Raw genomic sequence first — 21,784 nt, forward strand, 5'->3', positions numbered from 1 at the left:
TATTTTTAGGGCGGTTTCTTAACCACCGGATTGATGAAAAACTTTAGAGTATGACAGGAGAAAAATTAACAAGTAACCATTTGATATATATGAAACATTTATAATCTGGCGCATCACAACAGCCGATTCCTGATGACCGGCAATGGCAGTTTGAGCACTTTAGCGTATTCATTTGCACCCTAAAAAATGGCCGCTATAGCGGTCACACTCAGGTATGAGTCGAAGACATCAGGCCAAAAAAATCCCATAAAAAAAGGGACGATTGCTCGTCCCTTTTTCGCACAACAAATAGCATTACTGTAGCAGCGAGATATCCGCGACCTGCAGGAACAGCTCACGCAGTTTTGACAGCAGCGTCAGGCGATTAACCCGCACCGCCTGATCGTCGGCGTTAACCATCACTTTATCGAAGAAGTTGTCTACCGCAGTACGCAGCTGTGCCAGTTCGACCAGCGCATCCTGATAACGACCTTCAGCGAAGTAAGGCTGCAGCTTGCTGCTCAGCGCAGTGACAAAGGTCGCCAGCTGGATCTCTTCATTCTCTTTCAGCAGCGACGCCTGCACGCTCTCATTCAGCGTTTCAGTCGATTTTGCCAGAATGTTAGAGACGCGCTTGTTCGCCGCCGCCAGTGCTGCGGCTGCTTCCAGCGTACGGAAGTGCGACACCGCTTTCATGCGTGCATCAAAGTCAGCCGGACGGGTCGGACGACGCGCCAGAACCGCCTGCAGCGTGTCGATGCTGTGACCCTCTTCCTGATACCATGCGCGGAAGCGACCCAGCATAAAGTCGATCACATCATCCACCACGCGGGCGTTGCTCAGCTTGCTGCCATACAAGCGCACCGCTTCTTCGGTCAGAGTCTGCAGGTCGAGCGGCAGGTTCTTCTCAACGATGATACGCAGCACGCCCAGCGCCGCACGACGCAGTGCGAACGGATCTTTGTCACCTTTTGGATGCTGACCAATGCCGAAAATACCGGCCAGCGTATCCATTTTATCGGCAATCGCCAGTGCACAGGCGACAGGGCTGGACGGCAGATCGTCACCGGCAAAGCGCGGCTGATACTGCTCATTCAGCGCCACCGCCACATCTTCGGCTTCGCCGTCGTGACGCGCGTAGTGCATGCCCATCACGCCCTGGGTGTCGGTGAACTCGAAGACCATGTTGGTCATCAGGTCACACTTCGACAGCAGGCCCGCGCGGGTGGCGTGATTCACATCTGCGCCAATTTCACCGGCAATCCAGCCCGCCAGGGCCTGAATGCGATCGGTTTTATCGCGCAGCGTGCCCAGCTCTTTCTGGAACAGCACCGTCTCCAGACGCGGCAGGTGATCTTCCAGACGCTTTTTGCGGTCGGTATTAAAGAAGAACTCCGCATCGGCCAGGCGTGGACGTACCACCTTCTCGTTGCCGGAGATAATCTGACGCGGATCGCTGGATTCGATGTTGGTGACGAAAATGAAGTTCGGCATCAGGTTGCCGTCATTGTCATACACCGGGAAATACTTCTGATCGCCTTTCATGGTGTAGACCAGCGCTTCCGCAGGCACCTTGAGGAATTTCTCTTCAAAGGTCGCGGTCAGGACCACCGGCCACTCCACCAGCGATGTCACCTCTTCCAGCAGGCTGTCGCTGATATCAGCGTTGCCGCCTAAACGGCGTGCTGCTGCTTCAGCATCGGCTTTAATCATCGCTTTGCGGACCTGATAGTCGGCAATGACCTGGCCGCGTTTTTCCAGCACATCAGGGTACTGATCGGCGTTGTCGAGCGTGATTTCGCTTTCACCCATAAAGCGGTGACCACGAATAACCCGATCTGACTTAATGCCCAGAATGGTGCCTGGGATCAGCTCATCGCCCAGCAGCATCGTCACGGTGTGAACCGGACGAACGAACTGCACATCGCTGTTGCCCCAGCGCATCAGTTTTGGCACCGGCAGCTTGCTGAGCGCGGTAGCGATCATTGCGGGCAGCAGCGCCTGAGCCGCTTCGCCTTTGACCTGAGCGCGATAAACCAGCCATTCGCCTTTATCGGTGGCGAGACGTTCAGCCTGATCGACGGTAATGCCGTTGCCACGCGCCCAGCCTTCAGCGGCTTTGGTCGCGTTGCCGTCAGCGTCAAACGCAGCAGAGATCGCCGGTCCGCGCTTCTCTACTTCCCGATCGGGTTGTGAGGCGCTCAGGTTGGCGACTTTCAGCGCCAGACGACGCGGCGCAGCAAACCAGCTGACCTCGCCGTGGCTCAGGTTAGCGGCATCCAGTTCAGCCGTTACCTGCGCGGCAAAGGCTTCTGCCAGGCTGCGCAGGGCTTTTGGTGGCAGCTCTTCGGTGCCGATCTCCACCAGGAAGGTTTGTTCAGTCATGGCTGCCTCTTACTTTTTGTTATTGCACATCGGGAAGCCCATTGCCTCGCGAGAGGCGTAGTAAGCTTCAGCCACGGCTTTGGTCAGGGTACGAATGCGCAGAATATAGCGCTGACGCTCTGTTACCGAGATCGCTTTGCGGGCATCCAGCAGGTTGAAGCTGTGTGCCGCTTTAAGAATGCGTTCGTAGGCGGGCAGTGGCAGCGGTTTTTCCAGCGCCAGCAGATGCTGCGCCTCTTTCTCATACTGCTCGAAGCAGGTAAAGAGGAAATCAACGTCGGCGTATTCGAAGTTATAGGTGGATTGCTCCACTTCGTTCTGATGGAACACGTCGCCGTAGGTGGTTTTGCCCAGCGGACCGTCGCTCCACACCAGATCGTAAACGCTGTCGACGCCCTGGATGTACATCGCCAGACGCTCCAGACCGTAGGTGATCTCGCCGGTCACCGGCTTACACTCCATGCCGCCAACCTGCTGGAAGTAGGTGAACTGCGTCACTTCCATGCCGTTGAGCCACACTTCCCAGCCGAGTCCCCAGGCACCCAGCGTCGGGTTTTCCCAGTTATCTTCCACGAAGCGAATGTCATGCACCGTCGGGTCCATACCCAGCTCTTTCAGCGAGCCAAGATAGAGCTCCTGAATGTTGTCCGGTGAGGGTTTGATGATCACCTGGAACTGGTAGTAGTGTTGCAGGCGGTTCGGGTTTTCACCGTAGCGGCCATCGGTAGGACGGCGTGATGGCTGCACGTAAGCGGCGGCGATCGGCTCCGGGCCGAGTGCGCGCAGGCAGGTCATCGGGTGTGAAGTGCCAGCGCCCACTTCCATGTCCAGCGGTTGGACAATGGTGCAGCCCTGACGCGCCCAGTAATCCTGCAAGGTCAGGATCAGCCCCTGAAAGGTTTTGGTATCAAACTTTTGCATGTTGAGTGTGCACGCGCTTCGGTTAGATTAAAAAAAGAGGCCGACAGTATACCCTTTGACCGCGCGATGTGCAGCCGTAAATCCCAGGCGCTACCGGCGCGTTTTCGCGGTGATTCAGGGCGCTGGCATACAGATGGCTCCGAATCCTGCTGGCAGCAGTTGTTGCTCTGGTCGCATTTGGCTACCCTTTTGCGCACGGACGCGATGCGCAAGAGGATGCCATGCCGCAGAAGATTTACTGGATCGATAATTTACGCGCGGTTGCCTGTCTGATGGTGATCGTGATTCATACCACCACCTGGTATATCACCGGGCCGTTGGCGGTGACTGGCATCACCTGGGATGCGGCTAATCTGCTGAACTCAGCATCACGCGTCTGTGTTCCGCTGTTCTTTATGATCTCCGGCTATCTGTTTTTCGGCGAACGCAGCGCCCAGCCGCGCCATATGCTCCGGCTGGTGCTCTGTCTGTTGTTCTACAGCGCGGTATCGCTGGCCTATATCACCTGGCTGACCCCCATCAGCGAAGGGCGATCAATCCTGAAGATGCTGCAGAAGCCGGTGTTTTATCACCTGTGGTTCTTCTTTGCGCTGATCGGCATCTATCTGCTGTCGCCCCTGATCCAGGTAAAAACCGTGCAGGCGCGCTACGTGGCGCTGCTGGTGCTGGTGCTGGCGGTGCTCGCCAACCCCAATACGGTCAGCCAGTCGCTGGGGTCATTTCACTTTCTGCCGGTTAATCTCTATGTCAGCGGTGACAGTATCTACTACCTGCTCTATGCGCTGCTGGGACGGGCTATCGGCACGATGGAAACGACCCGCCGCGGCCTGACGCCGCTGGCTGCCGGGCTGTTTATCGCCTGTGTGATTGGCATTACGTTAGGGACGAAACAGGCGTTAATCGTCAACGGGGCGTTTAATGACACCTGGTATCTCTACTGCGGACCGCTGGTGTTTATCGCCGCGATCAGCCTGCTGATCGTGTTTAAAAACAGCCTGAACCAGCGCACGCTGCCGGGTTTAACGGTGATTGCACGCTATTCACTGCCGATCTACGGCTTTCATGCGCTGTTCATTCACTACCTGCGAACGCATCATTACGATTATATGTCACGTCCGTGGCTCGACCTGCCCTGGGTGTTCGGGCTGACGCTGGGCGGCAGCCTGCTGCTGGGTATGGCACTGAAACGCGTCGATACCCGTCACTTTGTCAGCTGATCGGCTTCGCGCTGGCGGGCGCGCCGTAGCTGGCGCGCCGATGAAAACCCCGCCGCCAGCGCCGCTTTTTCGGCAGATTCACCCTGCTGCTGACGCTGGCGTGCCACGCCAACCCGCAGCTGCTCATGGTATTCACGCACGCTAATCCCCAGATGCTGGCGAAACAGCCGCGCCAGATGGCGGCTGCTGACATGCGTGCGTCCAGCCAGCTCGGTCAGGGTCCAGCCGTGCTCAGGATGGGCAATCATCAGATCCTGCGCCCGGTGAATGGCCGGATGCATGTGGTTGCGGTAACGCAGCCACGGCGAAAGTTGCGGATCGTCACCGGCACGGCGGAACCAGACCACCATCTCCCGCGCTACCGCCAGCGCGGTTTGCGTATCACAGAGCTGATTAATCAGATGCAGCGCCAGATCGATTCCCGCCGTGATGCCTGCGCTGGTCCAGATATTCTCATGCCCGACAAACACCCGATTCTCCTGCACCCGTGCGCGCGGGGCCGCGGCTTTCAGACGGGCAATCACATCATGATGAGTGGTGCAGACCACGTCATCCAGCATGCCTGCCTGCGCCGCCAGCAGCGCTCCCGAGCAGACGCAGACCAGCATAAAGGTCTGCGCGCGCAGCGCGGCGTGCTGGCGCATCAGCCAGTCGCGAGCCTCTCCGGCCTGCGGCGTGGCGTAACAGAGCTGCGAGTCATAGACGCCAGGCACCACCAGCAGACTCCCGGCGGGCAACTGATCAGGTAACGGTTCGATGCCGCCAATGGTCATGCCGGTGGAGCAGACCACCTCCGGCTGCGGGCCGATGTAGCGCAGCGTAAAGTGATCGCCCGCCAGCTTCAGCGTCTCGGCCGGTCCGGTGAGATCCAGCGCCATCACGCCGGGCAGGGTTAAAAACCAGACGGTGTGTGTCATGCTGGCCCGCGCTACACCAGATCCCAGCCACGGGCGCGCCACAGCGCAGGCAGTTGCGCCATATCGTCGAAGCGCGTCACCAGCGGGTGATCCAGTTCAGGGTTGTGTGGGTCAGCGCAGTAGTAGTAGACCGGAATGCCAGCGGCGATACCGGCGCGGGCGCCCGCTTCGGAGTCATCCACCAGAATGCAGCGCTCAATCGGCACCTGCATCTGTTCCGCAGCGTGGTACATCAGTTCCGGATCGGGCTTCCAGTGCAGAATGTCATAGCCGCTGTAGAGGTGCTCCGCAAACAGCGGCAGCATGCCGGTTAAGCCCAGCGAGTGCTGCATCTTTTTTACCGTCCCGTTTGAAACCACGCACATCGGCACCTTGATCTGCTCAACCAGCGCTTTCGCGCCCGGGATGGGCTGCAGTTGCTGATCAAACAGCCGCGCGACCTCTGCGCGATAAGCAGTCTCCACCTCTTCCATCGGCAGCGTCACCTGATGCGCGTCGCCGACGTCACGAATAATGTCGTAGAGTTTGACGCCCTTATATTTTTCAAACATCTGCTGCAGCGACAGTTCCAGGCCGTAACGGGCAAAGGTGTTGACGTAGGCCTGGGTACAGAGCAACTCACTGTCCACCAGCGTGCCATCGCAATCAAAAAAGACGCATTCTACTGACATCAGACTCTATCCTTCGATTCAGGGGTGTGCTCCACACTCTACCGCACTCAGCGCAGATTGCGAGACTGGCAATCGGTTGCGAAAAATCATTGTATTGCCCCGGTAAAATCGCCAGGATACGCGCCGATGATTTTTTCTTCTGGATGGATGGCATGAGCAAGCAAGGCGTTTTGCAGCGCATCTTCAGGCTGCAGGAACATGGCACCACGGTGCGCACCGAAGTGATCGCGGGTATCACCACCTTTCTGACGATGGTCTACATCGTCTTCGTCAATCCGCAGATCCTCGGCGTTGCCGGCATGGATACCCAGGCGGTGTTTGTGACCACCTGTCTGATTGCCGCCTTTGGCAGCATTCTGATGGGACTGTTTGCCAATCTGCCGGTGGCGCTGGCGCCCGCAATGGGGCTGAACGCCTTTTTCGCCTTTGTGGTGGTTGGCGCGATGGGCTATTCGTGGCAGGTGGGTATGGGCGCGATCTTCTGGGGTGCGGTCGGCCTGCTGATCCTGACGCTACTGCGGGTTCGCTACTGGATGATTGCCAATATCCCGCTGAGCCTGCGTGTCGGCATTACCGCCGGTATCGGCCTGTTTATCGCCATGATGGGGCTGAAGAATGCCGGTATTATCGTGCCAAATCCCGATACCCTGGTGGCCGTGGGGAATCTGACCTCGCACAGCGTACTGCTGGGCGCGCTGGGCTTCTTTATCATCGCTATTCTGGCATCACGCAATATCCACGCGGCAGTGCTGATCTCGATGGTGGTTACTACCGCTATCGGCTGGATGCTGGGTGACGTGAAGTTTGTCGGCCTTTTTTCTGCGCCGCCTTCCATTACTTCTGTGGTCGGCCAGGTGGATATTAAAGGCGCGTTCAACATCGGCATGGCGGGCGTGATCTTCTCCTTTATGCTGGTCAATCTGTTCGACTCCTCCGGCACGCTGATCGGCGTCACCGATAAAGCGGGACTGACTGATGAAACCGGCACTTTCCCGCGCATGCAGCAGGCGCTCTATGTCGACAGCATCAGTTCAGTGAGTGGCGCGCTGGCGGGCACTTCATCCGTGACCGCCTATATCGAAAGCACCTCGGGCGTGGCGATTGGTGGCCGTACCGGCCTGATGGCCGTGGTCACCGGCCTGCTGTTCCTGCTGGTGACCTTCCTGTCACCGCTGGCCGCGATGGTGCCGTCCTACGCCGCTGCGGGCGCGCTGATTTACGTTGGGGTGTTAATGACCGCCAGCCTGTCGCGCGTTCGCTGGGATGATTTGACCGAAGCCGTTCCGGCGTTTGTGACCGCCGCCATGATGCCCTTCAGCTTTTCCATCACCGAAGGCATTGCGCTGGGATTCATCGCTTACTGCGTCATGAAGCTGGGTACTGGCCGCTGGCGTGAAATCAGCCCCTGCGTAGTGATTGTTGCTCTGCTGTTTGTGCTGAAGATTGTCTTTGTAGACGCGCACTAAGCGCATTCAGGGCCGCAACCTCCGGGTTGCGGCTTTTTACATTTCAGGATGCAGGCTGCGCTCGCTGGGCAGGCTGGTCAGCCGCAAAGCATGAGGCCCGATGTTGGGCTTACCCATCTCTATTTCGCGTAATGCGTGCCACTGAAAGGCGTTATCCATCTCCCACAGATGCAGACGCTGAGTCGCAGACGACAGCGCGCACGACCAGACCAGCATGGGCTCCGCATCGCACACCACCTGAATATCGGGATAGAGTGAAGATCGCAGCCGACCCGCACCGGGCAACAGGCGCAGCGAATCCAGTCCGCGATCGCCCTCTCCCGTCAGCTTGAGAATGCTCTGGCGTAATGTCCAGATCTGCGTCACCGCCTCCATGGCATCCTGCTGGGCATTGATCCAGGCGATCTCGCCCGAGGTTAATCCCTGAATCAGCTGCTCCTGAGTCTGACGGCTTCTGGCATGCACAATCTCCATATCCAGACCGGCACGTCCGCCCTCTTCGGCCAGCAGCACACCCACCGTATTGCCCGCATAGGCGATGCTGAAATCGGGCAGATCGCTGTCAGCAAAAACGGGGCGTCCGTTGCTCTGGATAAGCAGGCGCGGCAGCTCACCAATGCCATAAACCCGTAGCATCAGTTGTGCCAGCAGGGTACGGGCGGCAAGAAATCGCCCACGGCGTTTGTCAGCAAACTGCTGTGCCGTGTCGGTGATAGCCTGGGGAATGCGTAAATCATTAGCCGGGAAGCCGGGATCGCCCGTCCAGCGTACAAAATGACCAGCCATCTGTCGCTCCGTGAAAATGGTCAGATAATCATCAGAAGCATTGTAGGAATTTTCTTACCTTAATGCACCTGGCAACGCACAGATTGAGGTAAATTCGGATTAGGATGAGCAGAGTGAGCTGAGTTGCGGGGATCGACCAGAGATAAGCGTCGCGATTCGACTCGCGACGCGGGCAGCATCAGGCGAAACGGCTCGCCTGCTCAAAGCTCAGTCGCGGCAGGCGCGGATGCAGTTTTGATGCGTCACCATAGCCAAGGTTAATCAGCAGGTTAACCTGATACTGACCGTCGGGGAAAAAGGCGTCATTGATTTTGGCCGGATCAAACCCGGACATCGGACCGGCATCCAGACCCAGCGAACGCGCCGCCAGAATCAGGTAGCCCGCCTGCAGGCTGCTGTTACGGAAAGCGGTCTCTTTTGCCGCTTCCGGACTGCCGGTAAACCAGCTGCGCGCATCAGCATGCGGGAACAGGGCGGGCAGCTGCTCATAGAACTCGCGGTCCCAGGCCACAATCACCGTGACCGGCGCGCTCATGGTTTTTTCCAGATTGCCGGAAGAGAGTGCCGGTTTCAGCTTCTCTTTGCCTTCCGCCGAGGTCACGAAAACAAATCGCGCAGGCGAGCAGTTCGCCGAGGTTGGGCCCAGTGCCGTTAAAGCATAGAGCTGCTCCAGCAGGGCGTTATCGACGGGCTTAGCCTGCCAGTAACTGTGGGTGCGGGCGTCATTAAACAGCGTGTCCAGTGCGGCAGTGTCGAGCGGTGTACTCATGCAACTCTCCTGTTTCAGGCGAAAAAGTTCGCCCAACGGTGTTCACGTAGTGGGTTTGCGTCCGGTCCGGCGCGGCGGGATGAGGCGGGGATCACTCACCGCAATCCGTCGCCGCACGTCAGATCGGCGCTTCAACCGTTATACGGCAATGCCGTGCCGCCGCAAAATAACATATCAGCAAGAATCAACACAGAAGCGGGAATAACAGGGGAGCAGCGTGGCAGGAAATCTGGCCTGACAGCAGGACGCTATCAGGCCAGCACGGTTATTTACCGATACAGAAGCTGGAGAAGATGCGACCCAGCAGATCGTCAGAAGTGAACTCGCCGGTGATCTCGCTTAACGCCTGCTGGGCAAGACGCAACTCTTCCGCCAGTAACTCTCCGGCCCAGGCACCGAGCAGCTGCGCTTTACCCTGCTGTAAGCGCGTTGCCGCCAGCTCCAGCGCCTGCAGATGACGGCGACGCGCCAGGAAGCCGCCTTCCATATTGCCGGCGAAGCCCATGCTCTGCTTCAGGTGATCGCGCAGCTCGTCCACGCCCGCGCTGGTGCGTGCCGACAGGCGAATCAGTGAGTGACCATTTACTTCTGTCAGACCGAGAGACTCCCCGGTGACATCCGCCTTGTTGCGGACCACGGTAATCGGCAGTTCGGGCGGCAGACGAGAGACGAAATCGGGCCAGATAGCCGCCGCTTCGGTGGCATCGGTCGTCGTGCCGTCCACCATAAACAGCACGCGGTCAGCCTGTTCGATCTCCTGCCAGGCGCGCTCAATCCCGATGCGCTCCACTTCGTCGCTGGCTTCACGCAGACCAGCGGTGTCGATGATATGCAGCGGCATGCCATCAATATGAATATGCTCACGCAGTACGTCACGGGTGGTGCCTGCAATATCCGTGACGATGGCGGCGTCACGGCCCGCCAGCGCATTCAGCAGGCTCGATTTGCCCGCATTAGGCCGGCCCGCAATCACCACTTTCATCCCTTCACGCAGCAGGCTGCCCTGACGCGCTTCGGCACGGACGGCATCCAGATCGCCGATCACCGTATTCAGCTGCGCTTCGATTCTGCCGTCAGAGAGGAAATCGATCTCCTCATCCGGGAAGTCGATAGCGGCTTCGACATAGATCCGCAGGTGAGTGAGTGCTTCCACAAGATGATTGATACGGGTGGAGAAGACGCCCTGCAGGGAGTTCACGGCCGAACGCGCCGCCTGCTCAGAGCTGGCATCAATCAGGTCGGCAATCGCTTCGGCCTGCGCCAGATCGAGCTTGTCATTCAGAAACGCACGCTCTGAAAACTCACCCGGCTGAGCGATACGCACGCCAGGCAGCGCCACGATGCGCTTCAGCAGCAGGTCCAGGATCACCGGGCCGCCGTGGCCCTGCAGCTCCAGCACATCTTCACCAGTAAAGGAGTTAGGACCAGGAAACCACAGCGCAATGCCCTGATCCAGCACGCGGCCATCGCTATCGGTGAACGGCAGATAATCGGCGTAACGCGGCTTAGGCAGTTTGCCCAGCAGCTGGCGGGCGACCTCTGCCGCCTGCGCGCCAGAGACGCGCAGAATGCCTACGCCGCCGCGTCCGGGTGGCGTCGCCTGGGCAACAATGGTATCGCTGTGGCTCATAAATTTTCTCTCGCTACAAAAAACACAGGCGGTCGCTTTGACCGCCTGAGAATAGACTATTTTAGGGCGGGATTACTCCCGCTCTGGATCGCTTACGCTTTCTTCTTGTCGCGGCTATGCAGACCACGTTTTTCCAGGCCGCGATAAATCAGCTGCTGCTGGAGAATGGTGACCAGGTTGCTGACGATGTAGTACAGCACCAGACCTGACGGGAACCACAGGAAGAACACGGTGAAAATCACCGGCATATACGTCATGATCTTCTGCTGCATCGGATCGGTCACGGTGGTCGGTGACATCTTCTGAATGAAGAACATGGTGATGCCCATCAGAATCGGCAGGATGTAGTACGGGTCCTGCGCTGACAGGTCATGGATCCACAGAATAAATGGCGCATGACGCAGTTCAACCGAGCCTGACAGCATGTAGTAAAGCGCCAGGAAGATTGGCATCTGAATCACCAGCGGCAGACAGCCACCCAGCGGATTCACTTTCTCTGCTTTATACAGCGCCATCATTTCCTGGCTCTGCTTCTGCTTGTCATCCCCCAGACGCTCACGCATCGCCTGAATTTTCGGCTGCAGCATGCGCATCTTCGCCATCGAGGTGTACTGCGCTTTGGTCAGCGGGTACATGATGCCGCGCACGATGAAGGTGATCACGATAATGGAGAAGCCCCAGTTACCGATGAAGCTGTGAATAAATTTCAGCAGTTTGAACAGCGGCTGAGAGATAAACCACAACCAGCCGTAATCTACGGTCAGATCAAGGTGCGGCGCAATCGCTGCCATCTTGTCCTGAATTTCCGGGCCGACCCACAGCGTTGCACCCAGATTCTGCTGTGCGCCCGCGGCAATGGTGACCGGTGCAGATTTATAGCCAATCGCCGCCACGCCATTACCCAGGTTGCTGGTGTAAAGGGTGTTGGTGCCTTCGGTACGCGGAACCCATGCCGTTGCAAAGTACTGCTGCAGCATCGCAACCCAGCCATTGCTGGTGGTGGCGTTCAGGTTCTCGTTATCCGCGATGGTGTCGAATTTATACTTCTCATATTTCGACTCGCTGGTGGAGTAGGCCGCGCCACGGAAGGTGTGCAGAGCAAAGTTGTTGCTGCCGGTATCACGATGCTTAGGCAGATCGATGGTCTGCTTCAGCTGGCCAAACAGCGACACTTCCAGCGGCTGCTGGGTGGTGTTGTTGACATGATAATCGACATTAACGGCATATTCGCCACGCTTGAAGATGAAGGTTTTGGTGTAAACCACGCCATTTTCAGCGGTGTAGGTCATCGGCACACGCAGTTCGGACTGGCCATCAGCCATCTCGAAGTGATCCTGCGCAGCGTTGAACAGCGGACGCGCGCCGTTGTTCGGGTTATCCGGGCCATTACGACCGGTCAAACCACTCTGTGCCTGATAAAGGAACGCTGGCGTTGTTTCAAGCAGCTGGAACGGCTGGTTAGAACCCAGTTTGTCCGGGAAAGTCAGCAGCTGTGCTTGTTCAACATCACCGCCTCGGGTGTTGATATTCAATGACAGGACATCAGTCTTAACGGTGATCGTCTGGCCCTGACCGCTGGCCGGTACACCCTGACTGGCGGTATCACCCGCTACGCTGTTTGTGCCTTGTGTGGTCTGCGTCTGCTGTGGCTGCGGAGCGTGGTCCGTCTGCCAGGCTTGCCAGATCATAAAGGTCACGAACAGAAAAGCGATGAGAAAGAGATTGCGTTGCGAATCCATCGTTAATGTTCTCTGGTATCAAAGGTTTTTGGCGGCACAGGATCGTCACCACCCGGGTTCAAGGGGTGGCATTTTAATACGCGTTTTAATGTCAACCAACTGCCTTTTATCAGGCCGAACCTGCGTAATGCCTCAATTCCGTAATGAGAGCAGGTCGGGTGAAACCGACAGTGTGGTCCCAGTAATGGACTGATGCCGCGTTGATAGACGCGTATCAGGACGATCAGGAGCCGCGCGCCAGGCGACAGTGACGACGCCATAATTTCTCCAACGCTTCCGCCAGCATACGGTTATCCAGATCGGCAACCCCCTTCTTCGCGACCACCACGAAGTCCATCGACGGCAGTTCATGTTGACGCAGACGAAAGCTTTCGCGGGTCAATCGCTTGATCCGGTTGCGTTCATGAGCGCGTTTCACATGTTTTTTAGCGACGGTGAGACCGATGCGGGGATGCCCCAGCGCGTTAAGGCGGCCGAGAATAGTAATTTGCGGCGTGCCAGCCCGTTGTGGCTGCTGGAAGACGAAAGTGAAATGAGTGGGAGTTAACAAACGTAACTCCCTGGGAAATGCGAGCTTACCCATCAGGGCTTGCTTTATTACTTAGAAACGGTCAGACGAGAACGGCCTTTAGCACGACGACGTGCCAGAACCTGACGACCATTTTTTGTTGCCATACGAGCACGGAAACCGTGTGAACGGTTGCGCTTCAGTACGGACGGTTGAAAAGTGCGTTTCATGGCGGTTTCTACCTAAACTTGAAAATTTTCACTGGGTGACGCGTTTCGGGCCAGAAAATCGACCTACGCCTCAATGTGTCTTTAATAAAGAGGCGGGATTGTAATAATTGTACAGTCCCGAGTCAATTTACTTCGCGTGTCATAGTGCCTGAAAACCCGCATACAGCCCGCAGAGTCCCGACTTTGCGCCTGATGGCTCAATGTCGGGTGGAGAATTATACGGGCTCCGCACTAAAGCGCAAGGATCGCACGGGATCTTATTGCGATCGGCTTGCCGGATCCTGGGGATAAAATGAGATGTCGCCCGAAATTTTAATGGATTGCGCCAGATCCCTGCTGGTTTTTCCCGCAACTGGCGTAAACTTCTTTGCGCGCCTCTGGCCTGTGGATAAAAAGGATCAAAACTGTGTAGAAAGGGAAGATCTCTGCCTCGCTTTGCGCTATGATCCGCCCTTCCGCTGACGATCCTCCGGTGATTGCAGGACGGAAAACCGCTGATAGCGGTCGCAGGCGCTTTCTTAGCGTCTGTGTCAAAAATGAACGTTTCTTAGAGTAACGCCTACTATTCTTTTCGAATTTGTACGAGTGGAGTCCGCCGTGTCACTTACGCTTTGGCAACAGTGTCTTGCCCGTTTGCAGGATGAGCTTCCTGCCACCGAATTCAGCATGTGGATCCGTCCACTACAGGCTGAGTTAAACGACAATACGCTTGCCTTGTATGCTCCAAATCGCTTCGTACTCGACTGGGTTCGGGACAAATACCTTAATAGTATCAATGCACTGCTGAATGAATTCTGCGGTCCAAACGTGCCCGCCCTGCGTTTTGAAGTGGGAACGCGCCCGGTTCAGCAGCAGGCGGCAGCGGTCAGCCAGCCCGTAATGGCCAGCGTCAGCGCGCCCGTGATGCCCGTACAGAGCCATATTCGTCCGGCCCCGACGCAGATCATGCGTCCCAGCTGGGATAATGTCCCGGCTCCGGCCGACGTCACCTATCGCTCAAATGTTAACAACCGTCATAACTTCGATAACTTCGTCGAGGGTAAATCTAACCAGCTGGCGCGCGCGGCGGCACGTCAGGTGGCGGATAATCCAGGCGGCGCTTATAACCCGCTGTTTCTGTATGGCGGCACCGGTCTCGGTAAAACGCACCTGTTGCATGCGGTGGGCAACGGCATCATTGCCCGTAAACCCAATGCAAAAGTGGTTTATATGCACTCCGAGCGCTTCGTGCAGGACATGGTTAAAGCACTGCAGAACAATGCGATTGAAGAGTTCAAACGCTACTACCGTTCGGTAGATGCGCTGCTGATCGATGACATTCAGTTCTTTGCTAATAAAGAGCGATCGCAGGAAGAGTTCTTCCACACCTTTAATGCCTTATTAGAGGGCAACCAGCAGATCATCCTCACCTCGGATCGCTATCCAAAAGAGATCAACGGGGTGGAAGATCGTCTTAAATCACGTTTCGGCTGGGGTTTAACGGTGGCGATCGAGCCGCCTGAGCTGGAAACGCGTGTGGCGATCCTGATGAAAAAAGCGGATGAGAACGACATCCGTCTGCCTGGTGAAGTCGCCTTCTTTATTGCCAAGCGGTTACGCTCTAACGTGCGTGAGCTGGAAGGCGCGCTGAATCGCGTGATCGCCAATGCCAACTTTACTGGCCGGGCGATTACCATCGACTTCGTGCGCGAAGCGCTGCGCGATCTGCTGGCGCTGCAGGAAAAGCTGGTCACCATCGATAATATTCAGAAGACCGTGGCTGAGTACTACAAAATTAAGGTAGCGGATCTGCTTTCCAAGCGCCGTTCGCGCTCGGTGGCACGTCCGCGCCAGATGGCGATGGCGATGGCGAAAGAGTTAACCAACCATAGCTTGCCAGAAATTGGCGATGCTTTTGGGGGTCGCGACCATACAACGGTGCTTCATGCCTGCCGCAAGATTGAGCAGCTGCGTGAAGAGAGCCACGATATCAAAGAAGATTTCTCTAATCTCATCAGAACATTATCTTCCTGACGCTATGAAATTTATTGTTGAACGTGAGCAGCTGCTGAAGCCGCTGCAACAAGTAAGTGGTCCCCTGGGTGGTCGTCCGACGCTGCCGATCCTTGGAAACCTGCTGCTGCAGGTAACTGAAGGTTCGCTGTTGCTGACCGGTACCGATCTGGAAATGGAGATGGTCGCACGCGTGGCGCTGACTCAGGCACATGAGCCTGGATCCACCACCGTTCCGGCGCGTAAATTCCTCGATATCTGTCGCGGATTGCCGGATGGCGCAGAAATTACTCTGGCACTGGAAGGCGATCGCATGCTGGTGCGCTCTGGCCGCAGCCGTTTTTCGCTGTCGACCCTGCCCGCCAGTGACTTCCCGAATCTTGACGACTGGCAGAGTGAAGTTGAATTTACCCTGCCGCAGGCGACGCTGAAACGGCTGATTGAAGCGACCCAGTTTTCGATGGCGCATCAGGATGTGCGTTACTACCTCAACGGCATGATGTTCGAAACCGAAGGGGAAGAGCTGCGCACCGTGGCCACTGACGGTCACCGTCTGGCCGTCTGCTCCATGCCGATTGGTCAGGCGCTGCCGAGTCATTCGGTGATTGTGCCGCGTAAAGGCGTGATTGAACTGCTGCGTCTGCTGGATGGCGGCGATACCCCGCTGCAGGTTCAGATTGGCGGCAGCAATATCCGTGCGCATGTCGGCGACTACATCTTTACCTCTAAGCTGGTTGATGGCCGTTTCCCCGATTATCGTCGCGTATTGCCGAAGAATCCCGACAAAGCGCTGGAAGCGGGCTGCGATCTGCTCAAACAGGCCTTTGCCCGCGCCGCTATCCTCTCTAACGAGAAGTTCCGCGGTGTTCGCCTCTATATCACCGAAAATCAGCTGAAGATCACCGCCAATAACCCTGAACAGGAAGAAGCGGAAGAGATGCTGGATGTCAGCTACAACGGCACAGAACTGGAGATTGGCTTCAACGTCAGTTACGTGCTGGATGTGCTGAACGCGCTGAAGTGCGAAAACGTCCGTCTGCTGCTGACCGATTCGGTGTCGAGCGTGCAGATTGAGGATGTGGCGAGTCCGGCAGCGGCCTATGTCGTGATGCCCATGCGCTTGTAGAATATATCGGCCTGGCTTACTTGCCATTCTGATTCCGGGCGGTGCTCGCCCCTGGTCACATAATTCAGTATGCTCCCAGGGCCTGCGCGCTTCTTGTAGAATATATCGGCCTGGCTTACTTGCTACGTTGTGCCCCGGCAGTGCTCGCCATCCTCACGTACTTCAGTACGCTCCGGTGGCTGTGCGCTGGCGGGGCGCAACGTAGCTGCGACGCCGACGGCCTGGTGACTGAGGTATCGGGCAAACCTGCTTTGCCGTTGACGCCCTGGATCGCCAGGCCAAAAACTTTATTGCCCTTCACGCTGGACTGATTCATGGCTTTAACCCGCCTTCTTATCAAAGATTTTCGTAATATTGAGCAGGCTGACCTGCAGCTGGCACCCGGCTTTAATTTCCTGGTCGGCGCCAACGGCAGTGGTAAAACCAGCGTTTTAGAAGCGATTCATACTCTGGGGCATGGCCGTTCGTTTCGCAGCCTGCAGGCGGGACGCGTGATTCGTCACGACGAGGCGGCGTTTGTGCTGCATGGGCGTCTGGAAAACAAAGAGCGGGAAATTTCAGTCGGGCTGACCAAAAACCGCGCCGGTGACAGCAAAGTGCGCATTGATGGCAGCGATGGTCACAAGGTCGCGGAGCTGGCGCAGCTGTTGCCGATGCAGTTAATCACCCCTGAAGGCTTTAGTTTGCTGAATGGCGGCCCCAAATACCGCAGAGCCTATGTCGACTGGGGCTGCTTTCATAACACCCCCGGCTTTTTTAACGCCTGGAACAACATGCGCCGCCTGCTTAAACAGCGGAACGCGGCGCTGCGCCAGGTCTCACGTTACAGCCAGATTCGTCCCTGGGATCAGGAGCTGGTTCCGCTGGCTGAACAGATCAGCCAGTGGCGGGCGGAATACAGTGCGGCGATTTCAGCGGAGATCACCGCCACCTGTGGCCAGTTTCTGCCGGAATTTGAGCTGCGCTTCTCATTCCAGCGTGGCTGGGACAAAGAGAGCGACTACGCCGAACTGCTGGAACGTAACTTCGAGCGCGATCGCGCACTGACCTATACCGCCAGCGGCCCCCATAAAGCGGATTTTCGTATTCGGGCTGAAGGGACGCCGGTAGAAGATTTACTCTCACGCGGGCAGTTAAAACTGCTGATGTGTGCATTGCGTCTGGCACAGGGCGAGTTCCTGACAAGCCAGAGCGGACGCCGCTGTATTTACCTCATTGATGACTTTGCTTCTGAGCTGGATGAGAGCCGCCGACGCCTGTTGGCGGAACGGTTAAAAGCCACTCAGGCTCAGGTGTTTGTCAGCGCAATTTCTGCCGGACATGTAATCGACATGACCGACGAAAAGGGCAAGATGTTCCGCGTGGAACAGGGTAAAATAGCGGTTCAACCTGAAGATTAAAATGAGCGAGAAACGTTGATGTCGAATTCTTATGACTCCTCAAGTATTAAAGTCCTCAAAGGACTTGATGCGGTACGCAAACGCCCGGGCATGTATATCGGCGATACCGATGACGGTACCGGTCTGCATCACATGGTATTCGAGGTCGTGGATAACGCAATCGACGAAGCGCTCGCTGGTCACTGTAGTGACATTGTGGTCACCATCCATGCCGATAACTCCGTATCGGTGCAGGATGATGGACGCGGCATTCCTACCGGTATTCACGAAGAAGAGGGCATCTCTGCCGCTGAAGTGATCATGACCGTGCTGCATGCTGGCGGTAAGTTCGATGATAACTCCTATAAAGTCTCCGGCGGCCTGCACGGCGTGGGCGTCTCCGTGGTTAACGCCCTGTCGCAGAAGCTGGAGCTGACCATTCGTCGCGAAGGCAAAGTGCATCAGCAGATTTACGTCCATGGCGTACCACAGGCACCGCTGGCGGTGACGGGTGAGACCGACATTACCGGGACCCGTGTGCGTTTCTGGCCGAGCCACGAAACCTTTACCAACGTGCGCGATTTTGAGTATGACATCCTGGCGAAACGCCTGCGTGAACTCTCATTCCTGAACTCCGGCGTGTCGATTCGTCTGGATGATAAGCGTGATGGCAAAAGCGATCACTTCCACTATGAAGGCGGCATCCGGGCGTTTGTTGAGTACCTCAACAAAAACAAAACCCCGATTCACCCTACCGTGTTCTATTTCTCTACCGAGAAAGATGGCATTGGTGTGGAAGTGGCGCTGCAGTGGAACGACGGCTTCCAGGAAAATATCTACTGCTTTACCAACAACATCCCACAGCGCGACGGCGGTACACACCTCGCCGGTTTCCGTTCAGCGATGACCCGTACCCTGAATGCCTACATGGAAAAAGAGGGTTACAGCAAGAAGGCCAAAGTCAGCGCCACCGGTGATGATGCCCGTGAAGGTCTGATCGCTGTGGTTTCGGTGAAAGTGCCGGATCCTAAATTCTCCTCGCAGACCAAAGATAAACTGGTCTCCTCCGAGGTGAAAACAGCGGTTGAGCAGCAGATGAATGAACTGCTGGCTGAATACCTGCTGGAAAACCCATCAGACGCCAAAATTGTAGTCGGCAAAATCATCGACGCCGCCCGTGCCCGTGAAGCGGCACGCCGCGCCCGTGAAATGACCCGCCGTAAAGGCGCGCTGGACCTGGCGGGTCTGCCAGGCAAACTGGCGGATTGCCAGGAGCGCGACCCGGCGCTGTCTGAAATCTACCTGGTGGAGGGTGACTCCGCAGGCGGCTCAGCCAAACAGGGCCGTAACCGTAAAAACCAGGCGATTCTGCCGCTGAAAGGTAAGATTCTTAACGTTGAGAAAGCGCGTTTCGACAAGATGCTCGCCTCCCAGGAAGTGGCCACGCTGATCACCGCGCTGGGCTGCGGTATTGGTCGCGACGAGTACAACCCGGACAAGCTGCGCTATCACAGCATCATCATCATGACCGATGCCGACGTCGATGGTTCGCACATCCGTACCCTGCTGCTGACCTTCTTCTATCGTCAGATGCCTGAAATCATTGAGCGCGGCCACGTTTATATCGCCCAGCCGCCACTCTACAAAGTGAAGAAAGGCAAGCAGGAGCAGTACATCAAAGATGACGAGGCGATGGATCAATACCAGATCGCTATCGCGCTTGATGGCGCGACGCTGCACACCAATGCCAGCGCGCCGGCGCTGGGCGGTGAGCCGCTGGAGACGCTGGTCACTGACTTCAACAGCACCCAGAAGATGATCAAGCGTATGGAGCGCCGTTATCCGATGGCCATGCTGCGTGCGATGATTTATCACGACACGCTGAGCGACCTGACCAGCGAAGCAGAGGTTACAACCTGGCTGAATGGTCTGGTGAGCTATCTGACTGAACGCGAAGCGCATGGCAGCACCTATCTGGCACAGGTGCGTGAAAACCGCGAATCAAACCTGTTCGAGCCGGTACTGCGCGTCCGTACCCACGGTGTAGATACTGACTATCCGCTGGATGCTGATTTCATTCAGGGTCCTGAGTATCGCAAAATCTGCGCCCTGGGCAGCAAACTGCGTGGTCTGCTGGAAGAGGATGCTTACATCGAGCGTGGCGAGCGTCGTCAGCCAGTGGCAAGCTTCGAACAGGCGATTGAGTGGCTGATTAAAGAGTCGCGTCGCGGCCTCTCGGTCCAGCGCTACAAAGGTCTGGGCGAGATGAACCCGGAGCAGCTGTGGGAAACCACCATGGATCCAGACAGCCGTCGTATGCTGCGCGTTACCATTAAAGATGCGATTGGCGCTGATCAGCTGTTCACTACCCTGATGGGCGATGCGGTTGAACCGCGCCGCGCCTTCATTGAAGAAAATGCGCTGAAAGCCGCCAATATCGATATTTAACCGGCATCAGAGATGAAAGGCCATCACACAGGTGATGGCCTTTTTTTTGTGCCCTCCGGGCGGAAAACCCGCCAGGAGGTGCCTTCCTGCCTGCATGCTGCGATCCCGATCACGTTTTAACCCGGTCAGCTCCCTTACTCTTGCCCCTCTTTGCGCATTTACCGCGCACTATTCCACACAGGGAGTAACACCATGATTGTTTGCGATCGTCACGACTGGGACAGAGAACGTCACGCCTTTCATCCGGTAGTCGATCAGGCGATAAGCTGGATTGCCAGCACAGATTTCAGCCAGCTGGAAACCGGCAAATATGAGATCCTGCCCGACAACAAAATGTTCTGTCTGGTGCAGGAGATGATGACCGAACCGGCCAGCGCACGCAAAGCGGAGTCCCACTTCAACTACATCGATATTCAGTATCTGCTGGCAGGCACCGAAAATATTGGCGTGGCCCGCGCCCATCCCGACCAGCACATCACCGAAGATTTTGCCCAGCAGCGAGACGTCGTTTTTTATCAGAAGATATTGAATGAGTCTGTGATTACGCTGATGCCCGGCATGTTCGCGCTCTTTTTCCCGCACGATATCCATCGTCCCTGCTGCGCCCCTGGCGAACCCGCAACAATCCGAAAAGCCGTGATTAAAATCCACCGCGATCTCTTTACCGCCTGAACCTGGTGGTCAGCTGGCCGTTCTCGCCTGCCATGAAACTGGTCAATGTGCGCTGAATCGCGCTAGCATTGAACAAAACCCAGACGCTACGAGGACTCTATGGCTATTAAATTGATCGCTATCGACATGGATGGCACCCTGCTCAACCCGCAACATGAGATCACACCGGCGGTGAAATCCGCCCTGGATCGCGCCCGTCAGCAAGGGGTGTCGATTGTGCTGACCACCGGCCGGCCGTTTGTAGGTATCCAGCGCTATCTCATGGAACTGGATATGCAGACGCCCGGCCAGTACGCGATCAGCAACAACGGTGCGCTGGTTCATCAGGCCGAAGATGGTGAGTGCGTGGCGGAAGTGACGCTGACCTTTGACGACTACCTCTACATCGAGAACCTGGCACGTGAGCTTGGCGTACATTTCCAGGCATTCGACAAAACCCATCTCTATACCCCTAACAAAGACATCAGCGAATACACCATCCATGAAGCGAGCCTGACCGGCATTCCGGTGCGCTACCGCGCGGTGGAGGAGATGGATCGTGCCATGCGCTTCCCGAAACTGATGATGATCGACCGGCCCGCTCTGCTCGACGCGGCAATTGCCCGCCTGCCCGGGCATGCTCAGCAGACCTACACCATCCTGAAGAGCGCGCCTTATTACCTCGAAATCCTCGATCGTCGGGTGAATAAAGGCCAGGGCGTTAAAATGCTGGCTGAGAAGCTCGGCCTGAAGCAGGAAGAAGTGATGGCGATTGGCGATCAGGAGAATGACCTGGCGATGATTGAATACGCAGGAACGGGTGTCGCAATGGGGAATGCCATTGACTCTGTTAAGAAAATTGCTCAGTTCATCACCAAAACCAATATGGAAGATGGCGTCGCGCATGCCATCGAAGAGTTAGTGCTGTAACGGCCTGTTCTCTGCCGGGCCGCTTCGGCCCGGATCCCCT

19 protein-coding genes are annotated in these 21,784 nt (G+C 56.7%); 8 read left to right on the forward strand and 11 right to left on the reverse strand.

Going from position 1 to position 21,784, the window contains the following annotated elements:
* Positions 1 to 294: 294 nt before the first annotated feature.
* Both glyS and glyQ read right to left on the reverse strand, forming a co-directional pair.
* Positions 295 to 2,364: a glycine--tRNA ligase subunit beta gene (glyS, locus tag AFL22_RS05945; RefSeq protein ID WP_010258943.1), complete on the reverse strand. Its 2,070-nt coding sequence runs from the start codon at positions 2,362 to 2,364 to the stop codon at positions 295 to 297.
* 9 nt (positions 2,365 to 2,373) lie between these two features.
* Positions 2,374 to 3,285, reverse strand: coding sequence for a glycine--tRNA ligase subunit alpha (glyQ, locus tag AFL22_RS05950; protein ID WP_010258942.1), 912 nt, complete (start codon positions 3,283 to 3,285; stop codon positions 2,374 to 2,376).
* 221 nt (positions 3,286 to 3,506) lie between these two features.
* On the opposite strand from glyQ, the gene AFL22_RS05955 reads away from it, so the two are divergent.
* A complete protein-coding gene (locus AFL22_RS05955; RefSeq protein ID WP_052270957.1) occupies positions 3,507 to 4,502 on the forward strand; it encodes an acyltransferase in 996 nt (331 codons plus the stop codon).
* Here the strand turns inward: AFL22_RS05955 and AFL22_RS05960 are convergent.
* Complete coding sequence (locus AFL22_RS05960) at positions 4,487 to 5,419, reverse strand: helix-turn-helix domain-containing protein (RefSeq protein WP_052270958.1); 933 nt, start codon at positions 5,417 to 5,419, stop codon at positions 4,487 to 4,489. The genes AFL22_RS05955 and AFL22_RS05960 overlap by 16 nt on opposite strands.
* A gap of 11 nt (positions 5,420 to 5,430) precedes the next feature.
* A complete protein-coding gene (gene yieH / locus AFL22_RS05965) occupies positions 5,431 to 6,090 on the reverse strand; it encodes a 6-phosphogluconate phosphatase (protein ID WP_010258939.1) in 660 nt (219 codons plus the stop codon).
* A gap of 152 nt (positions 6,091 to 6,242) precedes the next feature.
* On the opposite strand from yieH, the gene AFL22_RS05970 reads away from it, so the two are divergent.
* Positions 6,243 to 7,556: an NCS2 family permease gene (locus tag AFL22_RS05970; protein ID WP_010258938.1), complete on the forward strand. Its 1,314-nt coding sequence runs from the start codon at positions 6,243 to 6,245 to the stop codon at positions 7,554 to 7,556.
* A 36-nt stretch (positions 7,557 to 7,592) separates the two neighbouring features.
* Here AFL22_RS05970 and AFL22_RS05975 read toward each other — a convergent pair whose 3' ends face one another.
* The 7 genes from AFL22_RS05975 to rpmH all read right to left on the reverse strand — a co-directional run bounded on the left by AFL22_RS05975 (position 7,593) and on the right by rpmH (position 13,218).
* On the reverse strand, positions 7,593 to 8,342 hold the full coding sequence (locus AFL22_RS05975) for a 4'-phosphopantetheinyl transferase superfamily protein (RefSeq protein WP_010258937.1): 750 nt from the start codon (positions 8,340 to 8,342) through the stop codon (positions 7,593 to 7,595).
* 178 nt (positions 8,343 to 8,520) lie between these two features.
* The gene (locus AFL22_RS05980) at positions 8,521 to 9,111 is read right to left on the reverse strand and encodes a malonic semialdehyde reductase (protein WP_031591047.1); all 591 of its coding nucleotides are present in this window, start codon (positions 9,109 to 9,111) and stop codon (positions 8,521 to 8,523) included.
* A gap of 265 nt (positions 9,112 to 9,376) precedes the next feature.
* Entirely contained in the window at positions 9,377 to 10,741 is a 1,365-nt protein-coding gene (mnmE, locus tag AFL22_RS05985; RefSeq protein ID WP_052270959.1) for a tRNA uridine-5-carboxymethylaminomethyl(34) synthesis GTPase MnmE, read from the reverse strand.
* Between the two features lie 92 nt (positions 10,742 to 10,833).
* A complete protein-coding gene (gene yidC, locus AFL22_RS05990) occupies positions 10,834 to 12,480 on the reverse strand; it encodes a membrane protein insertase YidC (protein ID WP_010258933.1) in 1,647 nt (548 codons plus the stop codon).
* Between the two features lie 2 nt (positions 12,481 to 12,482).
* Complete coding sequence (gene yidD, locus AFL22_RS23160; RefSeq protein WP_008926397.1) at positions 12,483 to 12,740, reverse strand: membrane protein insertion efficiency factor YidD; 258 nt, start codon at positions 12,738 to 12,740, stop codon at positions 12,483 to 12,485.
* Positions 12,704 to 13,063 (reverse strand): ribonuclease P protein component, encoded by a 360-nt coding sequence (gene rnpA / locus AFL22_RS05995; protein WP_008926396.1) that lies wholly within the window; start codon positions 13,061 to 13,063, stop codon positions 12,704 to 12,706. Before rnpA ends, yidD begins: the two co-directional genes overlap by 37 nt.
* Positions 13,064 to 13,077: 14 nt before the next feature.
* Entirely contained in the window at positions 13,078 to 13,218 is a 141-nt protein-coding gene (gene rpmH / locus AFL22_RS23165; RefSeq protein WP_003849659.1) for a 50S ribosomal protein L34, read from the reverse strand.
* 597 nt (positions 13,219 to 13,815) lie between these two features.
* Between rpmH and dnaA the strand changes: the two genes are divergently transcribed.
* From dnaA to yidA, 6 genes are all read left to right on the forward strand, one after another.
* Positions 13,816 to 15,231: a chromosomal replication initiator protein DnaA gene (gene dnaA, locus AFL22_RS06000; protein WP_031591042.1), complete on the forward strand. Its 1,416-nt coding sequence runs from the start codon at positions 13,816 to 13,818 to the stop codon at positions 15,229 to 15,231.
* A 4-nt stretch (positions 15,232 to 15,235) separates the two neighbouring features.
* A complete protein-coding gene (gene dnaN / locus AFL22_RS06005) occupies positions 15,236 to 16,336 on the forward strand; it encodes a DNA polymerase III subunit beta (protein WP_010258930.1) in 1,101 nt (366 codons plus the stop codon).
* Between the two features lie 314 nt (positions 16,337 to 16,650).
* Entirely contained in the window at positions 16,651 to 17,736 is a 1,086-nt protein-coding gene (recF, locus tag AFL22_RS06015; protein ID WP_010258927.1) for a DNA replication/repair protein RecF, read from the forward strand.
* An 18-nt stretch (positions 17,737 to 17,754) separates the two neighbouring features.
* Positions 17,755 to 20,163 (forward strand): DNA topoisomerase (ATP-hydrolyzing) subunit B, encoded by a 2,409-nt coding sequence (gyrB, locus tag AFL22_RS06020; protein ID WP_010258926.1) that lies wholly within the window; start codon positions 17,755 to 17,757, stop codon positions 20,161 to 20,163.
* A 192-nt stretch (positions 20,164 to 20,355) separates the two neighbouring features.
* A complete protein-coding gene (locus AFL22_RS06025; RefSeq protein WP_010258925.1) occupies positions 20,356 to 20,835 on the forward strand; it encodes a YhcH/YjgK/YiaL family protein in 480 nt (159 codons plus the stop codon).
* Positions 20,836 to 20,934: 99 nt separating this feature from the next.
* Positions 20,935 to 21,744 (forward strand): sugar-phosphatase, encoded by an 810-nt coding sequence (gene yidA, locus AFL22_RS06030; RefSeq protein ID WP_010258924.1) that lies wholly within the window; start codon positions 20,935 to 20,937, stop codon positions 21,742 to 21,744.
* Positions 21,745 to 21,784: the final 40 nt, after the last annotated feature.

Origin of the sequence: Pantoea sp. CFSAN033090, from assembly GCF_001264395.1 — a bacterium.
GTDB lineage: Bacteria > Pseudomonadota > Gammaproteobacteria > Enterobacterales > Enterobacteriaceae > Pantoea > Pantoea agglomerans.

Excerpts from the sequence above, each read along its gene's own strand:
- glyS (WP_010258943.1), bottom strand. The coding sequence starts at position 2,364 with ATGACTGAACAAACCTTCCTGGTGGAGATCGGCACCGAAGAGCTGCCA.
- glyQ (WP_010258942.1), bottom strand. The coding sequence starts at position 3,285 with ATGCAAAAGTTTGATACCAAAACCTTTCAGGGGCTGATCCTGACCTTG.
- AFL22_RS05955 (WP_052270957.1), top strand. The coding sequence starts at position 3,507 with ATGCCGCAGAAGATTTACTGGATCGATAATTTACGCGCGGTTGCCTGT.
- AFL22_RS05960 (WP_052270958.1), bottom strand. The coding sequence starts at position 5,419 with ATGACACACACCGTCTGGTTTTTAACCCTGCCCGGCGTGATGGCGCTG.
- yieH (WP_010258939.1), bottom strand. The coding sequence starts at position 6,090 with ATGTCAGTAGAATGCGTCTTTTTTGATTGCGATGGCACGCTGGTGGAC.
- AFL22_RS05970 (WP_010258938.1), top strand. The coding sequence starts at position 6,243 with ATGAGCAAGCAAGGCGTTTTGCAGCGCATCTTCAGGCTGCAGGAACAT.
- AFL22_RS05975 (WP_010258937.1), bottom strand. The coding sequence starts at position 8,342 with ATGGCTGGTCATTTTGTACGCTGGACGGGCGATCCCGGCTTCCCGGCT.
- AFL22_RS05980 (WP_031591047.1), bottom strand. The coding sequence starts at position 9,111 with ATGAGTACACCGCTCGACACTGCCGCACTGGACACGCTGTTTAATGAC.
- mnmE (WP_052270959.1), bottom strand. The coding sequence starts at position 10,741 with ATGAGCCACAGCGATACCATTGTTGCCCAGGCGACGCCACCCGGACGC.
- yidC (WP_010258933.1), bottom strand. The coding sequence starts at position 12,480 with ATGGATTCGCAACGCAATCTCTTTCTCATCGCTTTTCTGTTCGTGACC.
- yidD (WP_008926397.1), bottom strand. The coding sequence starts at position 12,740 with ATGGCGTCGTCACTGTCGCCTGGCGCGCGGCTCCTGATCGTCCTGATA.
- rnpA (WP_008926396.1), bottom strand. The coding sequence starts at position 13,063 with ATGGGTAAGCTCGCATTTCCCAGGGAGTTACGTTTGTTAACTCCCACT.
- rpmH (WP_003849659.1), bottom strand. The coding sequence starts at position 13,218 with ATGAAACGCACTTTTCAACCGTCCGTACTGAAGCGCAACCGTTCACAC.
- dnaN (WP_010258930.1), top strand. The coding sequence starts at position 15,236 with ATGAAATTTATTGTTGAACGTGAGCAGCTGCTGAAGCCGCTGCAACAA.
- recF (WP_010258927.1), top strand. The coding sequence starts at position 16,651 with ATGGCTTTAACCCGCCTTCTTATCAAAGATTTTCGTAATATTGAGCAG.
- gyrB (WP_010258926.1), top strand. The coding sequence starts at position 17,755 with ATGTCGAATTCTTATGACTCCTCAAGTATTAAAGTCCTCAAAGGACTT.
- AFL22_RS06025 (WP_010258925.1), top strand. The coding sequence starts at position 20,356 with ATGATTGTTTGCGATCGTCACGACTGGGACAGAGAACGTCACGCCTTT.
- yidA (WP_010258924.1), top strand. The coding sequence starts at position 20,935 with ATGGCTATTAAATTGATCGCTATCGACATGGATGGCACCCTGCTCAAC.